Below are 12,430 nucleotides of genomic sequence, written 5' to 3'. Positions count from 1 at the left end.
CGTTACTCGTCGAGGTCGCCCTCGTAGTCGCCGCCGTACCGCATGAAGAGGTAGGTCAGGCCGAGCACGGACGCCATCGTGCCGGTGCCGGCGACGGCGAGGTTCTTCGCGCTGTCCGGGAGGATGGACTGGAAGCCGGTGTTCTCCGGCGGGTTCTCCGTGACCTCGATGACGCCCTCCATGCCGAGGGCGGCGTGCGGCGTGCAGACGTACTCGTAGGTCCCCTCCGTCTCGAAGGTGTGCTCGTACTCGAAGCCGGAGTCTTCGAGGGGCTCGTGGCCGCTCCAGTCGGAGCCCGACGGCGTCGACTCCGCGACGACGTTGTGGCCGCTGCTGTCCCACACCCAGCGGACGGTACCGCCCGGCTGGACGTACGCCGTCTCGGGCTCGAAGACGTTGCTGCCGCCCGGCCCGACGGTGACGACAGTCGGTCCGCCGTCTTCCTGTGCGGCGGCCGTCCCGGTCGCGGCGACTCCCGCAGCTGCGGCGCCGGCGCCCGCGCGGAGGAACCTGCGGCGCGTCACCCGCTCGTCTGCATCGGAGTTCATGCCCGGGGCTAGGGGGTACCGGGTACTGAATACTTTGGTTTGGAACGCCCCGGAGGACGGCGTGCCGACTCAGGCGTCGTCAGCGCGCTCGGCTGGGGGCGCCTGCACGCGCTCGGCGATCGCCGCGTCGAGGTCGAGTGTCATCGTGAGCTCGCGGCGCAGCCGCTCGGCGACGTCGAACCCGAGGTTGTCGTAGACGTGGACGGCGCGCTCGTTGTCGCTGTCGACGGTCAGGACCAGCGACTCGCAGCCGTCAGCGTCGGCGTACGCGACGAGCTGCTTGAGGAGCTCGGTGCCGACGCCGCGGCCGCGCTCGTCGGGGTGGACGAACACCACGAGTTCGCGGTCGTCGGCGCTCACGGGCGCGGCGGCGACGTGCCCGAGAACGCGGTCCCCGGAGATGGCGAGGAGGTCGAGGCCGTCGCCCGCGAGGCCGTCCAGCCACCGCTCCGTCCGCTCGCGGGTCCGCGGCGGCAGGCCGAGCGTCGTCGACGCCAGGTCCATCACGTCGTACATGTCGAGCAGCGGCTCTCGATCGCCGTCGGCGACCGGACGCACGACGTAGGCGCGGCCGTCGTCGTCGAAGACGCGCGGGCAGCGCGGCTGGCAGTACGCCGTCCCCTCGCAGCGGGAGTTGTCCCACGCGCTGCAGGACGCGCCCGTTTCGCGGGCGTCCGGAGTCATACTCGAACCGACGGCCGGAGTCCCCTTCAACTGCGAGCCGAAGATGTGGGGGTGTTGATAAGGCGAGCGGCGGAGCGCGTACTCCTCGCTGCCCCAGAGGGTCGCGTCGCGGCGGGCCACCACGGGAACCACCGAGGAAACTCTCCGCACGGCGTCGAGGGTTCCAGAACCCTTTTGCCCAGTGGCTGTCCACGTTTAGACATGGCAGACGTCGAAGCTGAACTCCGTCAGGAACTCCTCGATGCGTTCTCGGGCGCCGACTACCCCGTGAAGAACCAGATGGGCCTCGTTCCCGCGCTCCCGAACGGCCCGTCGACGACGTTCGAGGCCGGGGACAAGTCGTTCACGGCGATGGAGCTCGCGACGAAGCTCTCCAGCCGCGCCGAGTTCCCCTACGACGACCCCGAGTCCCTCGTCGACGACGTCATCGAGGGGCTGAAGGACGAAGGCGACCTGTAAACGAGAGTCGGCGCGCTGCACGCGCGCCCCGCTGCGATTTCTCCTTCCGAAACGACTTACGGCGTGGTCGGCGTCCGGTCGACCATGACTGACTGGATTGGCGACGTGTTCACCAGCGACACCGGCTGGCGCCACCTCGAGGCCCTCGTGGACGTCCGCGACAGGATGGCGGGGACGCCGGGCGAGCGCGAGGCCGCGGAAGCCACGCGGGACGCGCTCGCGGCGGCCTGTGGGGACGCCGCCCTCGACGAGTTCGAGATCCAGGGCTGGACGCGCGGCGACAGCGCCGTCGAGACGCCCGCCGGCGCCGAGGAGTGCATCGCCCTGCCGCGCAGCCCGAACGGCGACGTCGCCGGGGAGTTCGTCGACCTCGGCTACGGCCTCCCGAACGACTTCGAGGAGACCGACCTCGACGGCAAAGTGGTGATGGTGGCCTCCGACGTCCCGGGCTGGTACGACCGCTACCTCCACCGGCGAGAGAAGTACTACCACGCCGTCGAGGCTGGCGCCGCGGCGTTCGTCTACCGGAATCACGTCGAAGGCCGGCTCCCGCCGACGGGAAGCGTGGGCACCAGCGAGCAGCCGCTCGGCGAGGTTCCCGCCGTCGGCGTCTCCAAGGAGGTCGGCGCGCGCCTCGGCCGGAAGTACGACGGGGAGACGGTCGGCGTCTCCGTGAGCGCCGAGGTCGGAGACGCGACGAGCCAGAACGTCCACGCGACCCTCGGCCCGGAGACGGACGAGGAGCTGCTCGTGACGAGCCACGTCGACGCCCACGACATCGCGGAGGGCGCGATGGACAACGGCGCGGGAACGGCGATGGTCGTCGAGCTCGCGCACGCGCTCGCCGACCGCGAGGACGAACTCGACACGCAGGTGCGCTTCGTCTGCTTCGGCGCCGAAGAGGTCGGCCTCGTCGGAGCCGCGTACGACGCCGCGAACCGCGACCGCGACGACGTCCGCGCGGTGCTGAACCTCGACGGCGTCGTCGCCGGGCGCACGCTCGAGTTCTACACGCACCACTTCGACGCGCTCGGCGACGCCGTCCGCGAGGTCGCCGACCGCTTCGACCATCCAGTCTCCATCACGCCCGAGATGGGGCCCCACTCCGACCACTGGGAGTACGTCCAGCACGGCGTCCCCGGCTACCACGTCACCAGCCAGACCGACGGCGCGGGCCGCGGTTGGGGACACACGCACGCCGACACGCTCGACAAGCTGGAGGCCCGGACGTTCCGCGAGCAGGCGATTCTGCTCACGGCGCTCGCCGTCGAACTCGCCGACGACGGGTTCGCCGTCGCGCACGCCAGCGAGGCCGACGTCGCCGCCGCCCTCGAAGCCGAGGACCTCGCGGAGGGCATGAAGATCACCGGCGACTGGCCGTACTGACGCGCCCAGCCCGTAGCCTTTTTGCGACTGCCGGCCCCGCGTTCCGACGATGAGCGAGACGACTCGGCGCGGGGTGGCGCGGTGACCGCGCGCGTCGGCGTGCTCGGCGACGGCGCGGACGGCGCCGCGGACGCGATACGGGACGCCGGCAGCGAGGCGGTAACCGGCGAGGCCGCGCTCGACGAGAGCGCGGTCGACGTCGTCGCCGCCATCGGGGAGGCCGCGGTCCTCGACGCGCTCGCCGCCGGTGTCGGCGTCCACCAGACCGCCGCGTCCGCATCCACGAGCGGGCAGCACGCCGAGCGGCCCGGCAGCACGTCCGTGCTCCCGGTCGCCGCGGGCCGCGAGTACGGTGGGGTCGAACGAGACGACCTCCCGGACGCGCTCACCGCGCTCGCGGCCGGCGACTACGAGGTCCGCGAGCGGCCGACGCTGTCGGTCACCGCCGGCGAGGCGGACGTGCGCGCGCTCGCGGACGTGATGCTCGTGACCGACGAACCAGCGCGCATCTCCGAGTACGCGGTCGCCACGCGCGGCCGCAGCGTGGACGAGGTGCGCGCGGACGGCGTCGTCGTCGCGACGCCCGCGGGCAGCCACGGGTACGCTGCGGACGCCGGCGGGCCGCTGCTGTCCGCGGACGCCGGCGCGCTCGCAGTCGTCCCCATCTCACCGTTCCGCGTCGAGCGCACGCAGTGGGTGCTCGACGCGCCGGCGTCGCTGGAGGTCGTCCGCGAGGACGCCGACGTCGCACTACTCGTCGACGGTCGCGAGCACGGACTCGCCGAGCCCGGCGTCCCCGTCGAACTCGACTGGGGGGCCCCGTTCGAAGTCGCGGTCGTCGCGGCGTCTCGACCCGCGGGTTTCGCGTGAGCGCATTGGAAAAGACATAATACCGCGACAGACCGAGCAACGCCTATGGCAGTTCCATCGGTCACGCTCTTCGGGCCACTCGACGCGATACTCGCGCCCTACATCGAGTACGTCGTGTTGCTCATGGTCGTGTTGAACTTCGTCAGCCGGCGCGTCGCCCACGCTGCCCACGAGCAGCAGGCCGAGGACGGCGCGGACGCCATCTCCTGGCACCCGTTCCACGCGTTCACGACGTGGGGGCTCGTCCTGCTGAGCTTCTACTACCTGACCCTGCACCACCACAGCGGGATGGTGCTGTCCATTCTCGTGCTCAGCACGTTCATCGCTGACTTCTTCGAGGTCGAAGCCCGCAAGGTCGAAGCGCGCGAGGGCTACGACCTCGAAGCCCCGAAGGGCGCGCTCGTCGCCGCGGCGTTCACGTTCCTGTACGCCGCCTACCTCTCGGTGTTCTTCCTCATCAAGCCGTACTGGGCGCAGGTCGTCTGAGGCGGCCCTCTCCTCTCGCGTTCTCTTCCGAGCGAGCGACGCGTCGACGTCGAACCCCCGCTGTTCTCGCCGTCGCTCCGCCCGACTGCCGACCGAGACGCGGAGCACTCGCTGTCGAATCGAGCGCGCTACCGCTGGTGACTCGGGCGGAAGAAGAACGGTCGCCGGTTACTCGCCGGACACTCGCGCGTACGCCTCGCGGCCGAGCGGCACGCCGACCCAGAACAGGATGGCGCCGAAGACCGCCAGCCAGAACATCGACTCGAGCAGTATCACCGCGAGCTCGCCGAGCATCGAGAGGTCGCTCGGCGGCGCGCCCGTGAGCTGTGCACCGGTGAAACTCGGCGTCTTGTACCAGCCCGCAAGCACCATCCAGATGAGGCCCGCGCCCGTCAACAGGCCGAGCCCTTTCGCGAACTCGTCAGCCATTATCTGAAGGTTCGTCGCCGCTGTCTTTATCCTTTGCCATTCCGCTGGCGCGGAACCGCGAGGAGAACGCGTACACGAGACCGCCCGCTGCGATGAGCCCGACGCCGAGGACGGCGAGCACGACGTTCACCTCGCTCGGCGCAGCGCGGCCCGCGTTCGTCGCCGAGTCCAGCGAGACGAACCCGAGGACGACGGCGACGATGGCGAACAGCGTGGAGAAGACGGTCACTGACTTGTACAGCCGGTCGGGCACGACCACCTCCCGGCCGCGTTCGTCGTCACCCATTAGTCGGAGGAACGTCCGGCCGACACTTCACTCTCGCGGTCGACACGAGCGGCGGCGCCGGGTAGGTGAACGGAGGAGAGCAAAACGAGCGAAGAGCGGCGTCGAGGCGGGACGAGAAACCGGTTACTTCGGCGGGCGGAGCTTGTAGTACCGGCGGTTGAGGTCGTACATGTACCCCTCGCGCATCGTCTTGAATATCGCGTACGCGATACCGCCCGCGACCGGCGGGACGAGGAACGTCAGGTCGAACAGCAGGTGCGGGTCGATGGGGGTGAGGTTCTTGATGGACAGCGCGCTGATGAGCACCGCGAAGACGACGCCCATGACGCCGACGGCCGCCCAGAACGGCTGCTCGACGGGACGGCGCGCGCTCCCCTTGTTGAGGAACGGCACGATGGCGATGAACCCGACTACCACGACGTTCGCGAGCACGCCGTACGTGCGGTCGGCCATCAGTTTGTCCCCGCCGAGGATGGCGAGGTCGGGGTTCAGCGGACCGAGCTTCAGCAGGCCGAACGACCAGTAGAGGTACCAGTCCGGCAGGATGATACTCGGCGTCTGGCTCGGGTTCGCCGGCGCCCCCAGGTGGGGCGGCAGCGTCGCCGCCAGGAAGAAGATCATCCCGACGAAGAAGCTCGTGAGCGCGAGGTTCCGGATGAGCTCGTGAGGCCAGACGGGGAACGCGAGCACGTCGCGTTCCACGTAGTCGGACTCCTCGCGGAGGTCCTGGTCCTCGCGCCGGGAGCGCTCGAAGTACTCGTACGTCAGCCGGGAGAGCCCCGTGGTGCGTTCCTTGCGTTCGCGCCACGTCGGCGTCTCGTCGTCCGGCGGAACGATGCCCGTGCCGTCGGTGCGCGCCGCGTCGTCGTTGGGTTCGTCTGCCATTGTTCTAGTGGGGTTCCGCGATGCCCTGCATCCAGACCAGTCCGAGGTGGATGGCGATGACCGTCGTCACCACGAACGGGAGCAGGAACACGTGGATGATGTACATGCGTTGGAGTGTCGGCTGGCCGAGCGAGAAGCCACCGAACACGAGCTGTGCGACCCATTCGCCGATGAGCGGAATCGAGAGCGCCATCTCGACGCCAATCTGGCCGGCCCAGTACGCGAGCTGGTCCCACGGGAGCAGGTAGCCAGTGTACCCGAAGACCATCGTGAGGCTGAGCAGGATGATGCCGATGATCCAGTTGACCTCGCGGGGCTCCTTGTACGCGCCCGTGAAGTAGACGCGCAGCATGTGGAGGAACACCGCGGCGGTCATCACCTGCGCCGCCCACCGGTGGAGCGACCGCATGAAGAACCCGAAGTTCAACTCGGTCATGATGACGGTGATGGTGCTGTACGCGACCGTCGCACCCTCGATGTCGACGGCGCCGGCGGCCGTCGACGGCGAGTAGTAGAACCCGAGTAACGCGCCGGATATCGCCGCGACGATGTACGCCACCGTCGAGAAGAACCCCAGCGAGTACAGCGGGTACCAGTACCAGAACTTGTTGTCGAGGTTGTACTGCTCGGTGTGGCTCTTCGGCATCTGGAGGTTGACCCGGTAGTAAAGCGACTCCAGCAGCTCGAGGTAGTCGACGAGCCGCAGCCGCTTGTCGAGCCAGACGAGCGTCGTGAGGAACGTCTGCTCGATGGGCGTGAGGTCTTTCTCCTCCAGCCACGCGTCGTGGTCGTGGTCGTCCTTGCGTTCGACGCTCATCTATCCGTCCTCCGGGCGCGGGTACGCCGTGAAGCTGCGCTTGACGATGCTGTACGGGTCGTACACAGATTGGTGGCACGCGCAGTAAATCTTGTCGCCGGCACCCTCGTAGTTCGAGGTTCGGTAGCCGGGGACACAGCAGTAGTGCGTGCACTTGTTGAGGAACGCCATGAAGCCGTCCGTGGTCGCCGCGTCCAGCCAGTCGCCGACCTCGCCGTCGGCGTTCGCGACGGCGTCCTCAAGGAGCGTGCTCCGGATGACCTGCACCGGAATCGAGTTGTCGGTGTCCTGGGAGCGCCACGTGACCGACGCCGGCTTCCCGATGGCGCCCTCGCCGTAGTCGTTCTCCCACGTGTCGTAGTCGGAGAAGTCGTCGACGTGGACCTGGCCCGAGGACGGCTGCCAGTCGTAGGAGCTGGCGCCGCCGGCGTACCGGAAGTAGTTGTCGCCGTCGTAGCTCGGCTGGAGGCCCTGGTAGTCCTGAATGCCGCAGTACTGGAACCAGTCCGTGGCGTACGTGATGCCGCCGAGGTCTTCGCGGGCGACCTCGACGGTCTGGCCCTGCTGTTCGACTTCCTGGATTTCGGGGTAGACGCCGCGGAGGTACCCCTCGTCGTCGATTTCGATGGGGACCATCGGCATCGCACGCGGGGCCGGCCCGCCGGTGTTCTCGACGCCGAAGTACGTCGTCTGGCCGCCGCCGGACCCCGACTGGTTGGTGACCATGTCGATGCTGGCGACGCCGGCAGTGCCGATGCCGGCGACGCCCGCACTGCCGACGACGCCTTTGACGAACCGGCGGCGTCCCGAACTCTCTGGGTACTTGTCAGACATTGTTACTTCTTGTAGTAGGGGTAAACTGCCTTCTTGAACTGTTCAGCCACGTCGCCGACCGCGGAGACGCCGTCGGCCTGGTCCTCGCGGACGTAGAGGTCCTCCCACTTGCGGCGGCGCTTCTTCACGATCATCACGTCCGGCAGGAACTCCTTGCGGTAGAGGAGGAGGACGAACGAGAGGTCGATGAAGATCGCCGCGAGGAGGAACCCGAGGTACATGTTCCCGACGGGGTCGACGCCCCAGCCGGTGATGAGGCCGTACGCGAACACCGCCACGAACGCGATCTCCACGAGCGTCAGCAACACGATGGCGATCGCGGCCGCCGTGCTCTCGCGCGCGGGCTCGTACCGGTGGATGTCGCCGTAGTTGGAGCCTTTCGAGGACATATTATTGCTTGTTGGGTGCGCTCGCGTTCGACGATTCGCCGTACTTGAGGACGAAGAACGTGTAGACGAGCGAGACGAGCATCATCAGGATGGTCGCGATGCCCACGAAGTGCGGGTGGAACGGAACCCCCATGTCGTGGGGGTCGGGCCCGGCTGCGCCGCCTTCGCCTCCGCCACTGGGTGCCTGTCCGCTCTCGTTGACGACCACAGTACCAACCATGCCGAGTTGGGCGTGCGGCGTGCAGACGTAGTTGTACTCGCCGGTCGGCCCCTCGAACGTGTGGCTGTACTCGAACCCGCTGTTCTCGATGGGCTCGTGGCCCTCCCAGCTGGCGCCGTCCGGGATGCCGTCGGGTGCGACGTTGTGGCCGTCGGAGTCCCAGACCCACTCGACCGTCGCTCCCGGCTGGATGTAGACGGTCTCGGGTTCGAAGACGTTGTTTCCGCCGGGACCGACCGTGACGGTCTTCGTCGTCCCAGCGCCCGGGAGTTCACCGTCCCCGCTCTCGCCCTCGCCGTCGCCGGACTGCTCCGTGCCGTTCTGTGCAGTCCCGTTCTCGGCGGTGCCGTTCCCGGAGGTCGTGTTGTTCCCTTCGCCCTCCTGGACGGCGGCGGACGTGGAGGACGACCGAGCGCCGGCTGCGCCGATGGCTGCAGCGCCGCCGGCCGAACCGGTCGCAATCTTCAGAAAGTCCCGCCTCTTCATACAGTCCTGAATCAGGATGGCATCCGCATAAACCCACCGATGGCTGTCCGGGAGGAGACCCGCGGTACCGGGGCTCAGACGGCGTTCAGGGGCCGTCCGAGCGGTCCCGGCGGCTGTCCGTCTCGGGCACGAACGACGGTCGCTCGCCGTCGCCGAGTCCGGCCGAGCGCAGGCGGTTGCGGAACTCCTCGGAGCGGAAGCGGTCGGACAGCCGGGCGTTCGCGACGACGACCAGCATCAGCGCCCCGAACAGCACGAACCCGACGCCAGCGATGGCGGCGATGATGGCGGAGTCGCCGAGCGGGTACAGCTCCAGGGCCGTCCCACCAATCGAGCAGGCGCGCGCGGTCGACCCCGGAGCGACCGGGTCGCACGTGCGCACGAGCGGGTCGTACACGAACGGCGAGAGGAAGAGGACGACGCCGACGACGACCTGCGCGAGGCCGATGTACTGGAGCAGCGTCGTACCGAGGCCGCCGCTCCCCTCGGGGACCTCCTGGGGGTCCGGGAGGCCCGCGCTCTCGGGGGCGTCCGGGACGTCGTAGTCGTCCATCGAGCAGAGCGCGACCGTCGGCTTCACGTCCCGGAGGACGGTGCCGCGGCCCTCGACGGTACCGTCGGCGTAGACGACCGCGTACCCCTCGTCGGAGTACGCGAGCACGACCGGTTCGCCGTCGATGCTGTCGCGCTCGACGACCGCGAACACGTCCCGAGTGGCGACGCGGTGCCGGAGGTCGTCCTCGACGCGGTCGAGCAGCCGCTCGCCCGTGATCCACGTGTCGGGGTCGAAGGCGGCGTCCCACTCCTCGGCGGACATCTCGGCCATCTCGCGCGGGCCGAACTCCTCGAAGTCGTACTCCGACTCGACCTGCTCGCGGAGTTCCGCCGGCGTCTCGGCGTCGGGCTCCTCGTCCGGCGCGGACGGCTCGTCCCCGCCGGCGTTGGAGTCTGTCATCACGTCGGCGTTGCGCGCGAAGCGGGTAAACGCTTCCGACCTACACGACAGACATCGTGACGTCGGTGTCGTTCTGGTCGACGGTCACCCTGTGGTACTCGTACCCGAGGACATCCGCCTCGTAGACGACTTCGCCGCCGCGCTCGACGACGACGTGGACGTCGTGGCCGCGGTCGTGAACCTCGCGCGTGAGGTCGACCTCGCGGCCAGCCGGAACCCCGTGGGTCCCGTCGTCTCCGTCGGGCGCCAGCGTCACAGTGACGTTCTCGACGCCCGCGCCAGCGCGCACGGTCAGGTGGTCAGGCGCGTGGGAAGTGCCGACGCCGGTGTGCGGCTGGGTCGTCTCGGCGGTCGGCTCTTCGGTGGTCGGTGCGGTCGCGGGTACGGTCGTCCCCGCACCGTCAGGCGGTGCGAGGCCGGTACAGCCCGCGACGGCGACGAGGAGGGCGACGGCCGCGATGCGCGTCGGAGACATACCTCGGTCTGCGCGAGAAGCCGGTAAACGTCTTGTGCAGGCTGAAACGTCGACAGCTGCTTGCTCGGCGGTGTGGTCGTCGCGACGTTTTCGCCGTCCGGGAGAAGCCGAACCCGTTTAGTCGCGCCGGGCGAATCGCTCGGCATGGTCGAGGACGTGACGGTGGCGAGCGTCGCCGCGGTGCTGGTCACCGCGAGCTTCCCGTGCTACCTCTACGGCGCGTGGATCATCATCGACGCCGAGACCGTCACGTGGGGGACGCTCAGGCACCACCTCTCGTACATCTTCGTCGGGCTCGCGCTCAACACCGTCCCGGTCGTCGTCTGGATGGTCCCGCAGCTGTTCGACCAGCTCGGCGGGTTCGCGGTGCTACACGCGTTCTTCGGCGTGCAGGCGTACGCGCTGCTGGCGTTCGCGCTCACCGGCATCGTCCCCATCCTGCGCGCGAAACGCGAGTACAACCTCTACAACGACCCCGATCAGGACGTCGACCTCGACGAGATTCACGAGAACATGAGCGCGTGGCGGCTCCGGCTGCGCGCCGGCGTCGTCGGCTACGTGCTCTGCTGGCTCGCGGCGTGGGTGCTCGGCGTCGCGCGGTTCGTGATGAAGTACCGGACGGAGTTCTGACTACCGGCCCCGGTACCAGACGTACCCGACGACGATCGCGAGCACGAGCAGCCCGCCGGCGAAGAACAGCGCGCCCGGCGGGAGTCCCTGCGCGGTCGACTGCGCGCTCTCGGCGACCGTCGTGGTCGCGTTGGCCGTCTCCGTGACCTGCTCGTTCATGATGCCGACGTCGCCGCCCTCGGTGGTCGCGGCCGCGCCCGCGCCGCCGTCGCCGCTGCTCTGGTACTCCGTCGGCGCGCCCCGCCCCCCGAACAGCCGCTGGACGACGAGACTCGCGACGCCGAGCACGCCGACCGCGCCGAGCACGCGCATGAGGCGTTCCTTCAGCGACGGCTTCGACGCCTCGTCGGCCGCGAACACGACCAGCGACTCGGAGGCGGGCGCGTACACCTTCATCTCGCGGCCCTGCTCGGAGTACCACGTGTCCGCGACCTCCACGAGGTCCGCGTCCACGAGCTTCTCGAGGTGGTAGGTCGCGTTCTGGAGCGACGTATCGCAGTCCTCAGCGACGCTGGAGGCGGTGTCGGGCTCCTCGTACAGTGCGGCGAGAATCTCGCGAGCGGTGCTCGAGGACAGCGCCTCGAACACCTCGTCGGCGGCGTCCTCGCGGATGCCGACGACTCGCGAGCCGTCGCCGCGCTCGACTGTCGAACGCGACGGGAGTAGGCGGTTCCCAGCCATCTACGCTGGGCTACACGTCGCTCCTTCAAAGCACCTCCTAAAGCTAAAGCCGCGATTTGAGTCCGCCGAGCGGGAGCCAAACGCTCGCTTACCGCCGCGCTACCACTCGCTGCCGTCCGCGAGGTCGACGTCGCTGTCGAGCTTCGAGGACGGACAGACGTCTTCGAGGACGCAGTCCGCGCAGTCGGGGTTGCGCGCGGTGCACGTGTCGCGGCCGTGGCTGATGAGCCAGTGCGTGTAGTTCTTCCAGTGCTCGCGCGGGACGACCGGCATCAGGTCTTCCTCGATGGCCTCCGGGCGCTCCTCCTCGGTGATGCCGAGGCGCCGCGAGATGCGCTGGACGTGCGTGTCCACGACGATGCCCTCCGTGATGTCGTGGCCGTGCTGGAGCACGACGTTCGCGGTCTTCCGGCCGACGCCCGAGAGGTCGGTGAGCTCGCTCATCGTGTCCGGCACCTCGCCGTCGTGCTCCTCGACCATCGACTGCGCGGCGCTCTTGATGTAGCCGGCCTTGCTGTTGTAGTACGTGATGGAGTTCAGGTCCTCTGCGAGCTCCTCCTCGTCGGCGTTCGCGTAGTCCTCGACGGACTCGTACGTCTCGAAGAGGTGGGCGGTCTCCTTGTTCACGCGCTCGTCGGTGCACTGCGCGGAGAGAATCACGGCGACCAGCAGTTCGAGGCGGTTCGAGAAGTTCAGCGAGATCTCGGGGTCGGGGTACTCGTCGCTGAGGCGGTCGATGACCTCCTCGACCTGTGCCTCGCGCGTGTCCAGCGGCGTTCCCATACCCGGACCTCGGACGGCGCGCCTTTCCCTGTAACGGAACCGGGCGAACGTTCAAATACGGGGCCGGGAGCAAGACACCGCGTGACGTGACTGCGGCGGCAGGGCGTCCGCGGGAGCGCGGCACGCC

General features: G+C 68.8%; 18 protein-coding genes. 5 read left to right on the top strand and 13 right to left on the bottom strand.

Annotated elements, in window-relative coordinates; genetic code table 11:
• Positions 1-2: 2 nt before the first annotated feature.
• The gene (locus G9C83_RS05110; protein ID WP_167245024.1) at positions 3-548 is read right to left on the bottom strand and encodes a plastocyanin/azurin family copper-binding protein; all 546 of its coding nucleotides are present in this window, start codon (positions 546-548) and stop codon (positions 3-5) included.
• Positions 549-617: 69 nt separating this feature from the next.
• A complete protein-coding gene (locus G9C83_RS05105; protein WP_347877776.1) occupies positions 618-1,352 on the bottom strand; it encodes a GNAT family N-acetyltransferase in 735 nt (244 codons plus the stop codon).
• 81 nt (positions 1,353-1,433) lie between these two features.
• Here G9C83_RS05105 and G9C83_RS05100 point away from each other — a divergent pair, with 81 nt between their 5' ends.
• The 4 genes from G9C83_RS05100 to G9C83_RS05085 all read left to right on the top strand — a co-directional run bounded on the left by G9C83_RS05100 (position 1,434) and on the right by G9C83_RS05085 (position 4,433).
• Positions 1,434-1,691 (top strand): MTH865 family protein, encoded by a 258-nt coding sequence (locus tag G9C83_RS05100; protein WP_167245023.1) that lies wholly within the window; start codon positions 1,434-1,436, stop codon positions 1,689-1,691.
• Positions 1,692-1,775: 84 nt separating this feature from the next.
• The gene (locus tag G9C83_RS05095) at positions 1,776-3,077 is read left to right on the top strand and encodes a M28 family metallopeptidase (RefSeq protein WP_167245022.1); all 1,302 of its coding nucleotides are present in this window, start codon (positions 1,776-1,778) and stop codon (positions 3,075-3,077) included.
• An 81-nt stretch (positions 3,078-3,158) separates the two neighbouring features.
• On the top strand, positions 3,159-3,947 hold the full coding sequence (locus tag G9C83_RS16255; RefSeq protein WP_167245021.1) for an NAD(+)/NADH kinase: 789 nt from the start codon (positions 3,159-3,161) through the stop codon (positions 3,945-3,947).
• A 45-nt stretch (positions 3,948-3,992) separates the two neighbouring features.
• The gene (locus G9C83_RS05085) at positions 3,993-4,433 is read left to right on the top strand and encodes a hypothetical protein (RefSeq protein ID WP_167245020.1); all 441 of its coding nucleotides are present in this window, start codon (positions 3,993-3,995) and stop codon (positions 4,431-4,433) included.
• 168 nt (positions 4,434-4,601) lie between these two features.
• Here the strand turns inward: G9C83_RS05085 and G9C83_RS05080 are convergent, their stop codons facing one another.
• The 9 genes from G9C83_RS05080 to G9C83_RS05040 all read right to left on the bottom strand — a co-directional run bounded on the left by G9C83_RS05080 (position 4,602) and on the right by G9C83_RS05040 (position 10,209).
• Positions 4,602-4,862, bottom strand: a complete 261-nt coding sequence (locus tag G9C83_RS05080) for a hypothetical protein (protein WP_167245019.1) — start codon at positions 4,860-4,862, stop codon at positions 4,602-4,604.
• Positions 4,855-5,148 carry a hypothetical protein gene (locus G9C83_RS05075; protein ID WP_167245018.1) on the bottom strand — a complete coding sequence of 98 codons (294 nt, stop codon included), beginning with the start codon at positions 5,146-5,148 and terminating at the stop codon, positions 4,855-4,857. The genes G9C83_RS05080 and G9C83_RS05075 overlap by 8 nt, the downstream gene beginning before the upstream one ends.
• A gap of 123 nt (positions 5,149-5,271) precedes the next feature.
• Entirely contained in the window at positions 5,272-6,033 is a 762-nt protein-coding gene (locus G9C83_RS05070; RefSeq protein WP_167245017.1) for a cytochrome bc complex cytochrome b subunit, read from the bottom strand.
• 4 nt (positions 6,034-6,037) lie between these two features.
• Complete coding sequence (locus G9C83_RS05065; RefSeq protein WP_167245016.1) at positions 6,038-6,850, bottom strand: cytochrome bc complex cytochrome b subunit; 813 nt, start codon at positions 6,848-6,850, stop codon at positions 6,038-6,040.
• On the bottom strand, positions 6,851-7,684 hold the full coding sequence (locus tag G9C83_RS05060; protein WP_167245015.1) for a Rieske 2Fe-2S domain-containing protein: 834 nt from the start codon (positions 7,682-7,684) through the stop codon (positions 6,851-6,853).
• 2 nt (positions 7,685-7,686) lie between these two features.
• Positions 7,687-8,073, bottom strand: coding sequence for a hypothetical protein (locus G9C83_RS05055; protein WP_167245014.1), 387 nt, complete (start codon positions 8,071-8,073; stop codon positions 7,687-7,689).
• 1 nt (position 8,074) lies between these two features.
• A complete protein-coding gene (locus tag G9C83_RS05050; RefSeq protein WP_167245013.1) occupies positions 8,075-8,779 on the bottom strand; it encodes a plastocyanin/azurin family copper-binding protein in 705 nt (234 codons plus the stop codon).
• 85 nt (positions 8,780-8,864) lie between these two features.
• Positions 8,865-9,734, bottom strand: coding sequence for a hypothetical protein (locus G9C83_RS05045; RefSeq protein WP_167245012.1), 870 nt, complete (start codon positions 9,732-9,734; stop codon positions 8,865-8,867).
• A 40-nt stretch (positions 9,735-9,774) separates the two neighbouring features.
• Positions 9,775-10,209 carry a hypothetical protein gene (locus G9C83_RS05040; protein WP_167245011.1) on the bottom strand — a complete coding sequence of 145 codons (435 nt, stop codon included), beginning with the start codon at positions 10,207-10,209 and terminating at the stop codon, positions 9,775-9,777.
• A gap of 144 nt (positions 10,210-10,353) precedes the next feature.
• On the opposite strand from G9C83_RS05040, the gene G9C83_RS05035 reads away from it, so the two are divergent.
• A complete protein-coding gene (locus G9C83_RS05035) occupies positions 10,354-10,839 on the top strand; it encodes a hypothetical protein (RefSeq protein ID WP_167245010.1) in 486 nt (161 codons plus the stop codon).
• On the opposite strand, the gene G9C83_RS05030 is transcribed toward G9C83_RS05035, so the two are convergent.
• Both G9C83_RS05030 and nth read right to left on the bottom strand, forming a co-directional pair.
• Positions 10,840-11,520: a helix-turn-helix domain-containing protein gene (locus tag G9C83_RS05030; protein WP_167245009.1), complete on the bottom strand. Its 681-nt coding sequence runs from the start codon at positions 11,518-11,520 to the stop codon at positions 10,840-10,842.
• Between the two features lie 99 nt (positions 11,521-11,619).
• On the bottom strand, positions 11,620-12,303 hold the full coding sequence (gene nth, locus G9C83_RS05025) for an endonuclease III (protein WP_167245008.1): 684 nt from the start codon (positions 12,301-12,303) through the stop codon (positions 11,620-11,622).
• Positions 12,304-12,430 lie beyond the last annotated feature (127 nt).

Origin of the sequence: Halobacterium sp. R2-5 (genome assembly GCF_011734195.1) — an archaeon.
Lineage (GTDB): Archaea > Halobacteriota > Halobacteria > Halobacteriales > Halobacteriaceae > Halobacterium.
This window is presented reverse-complemented; position numbering and strand designations above follow the sequence as displayed.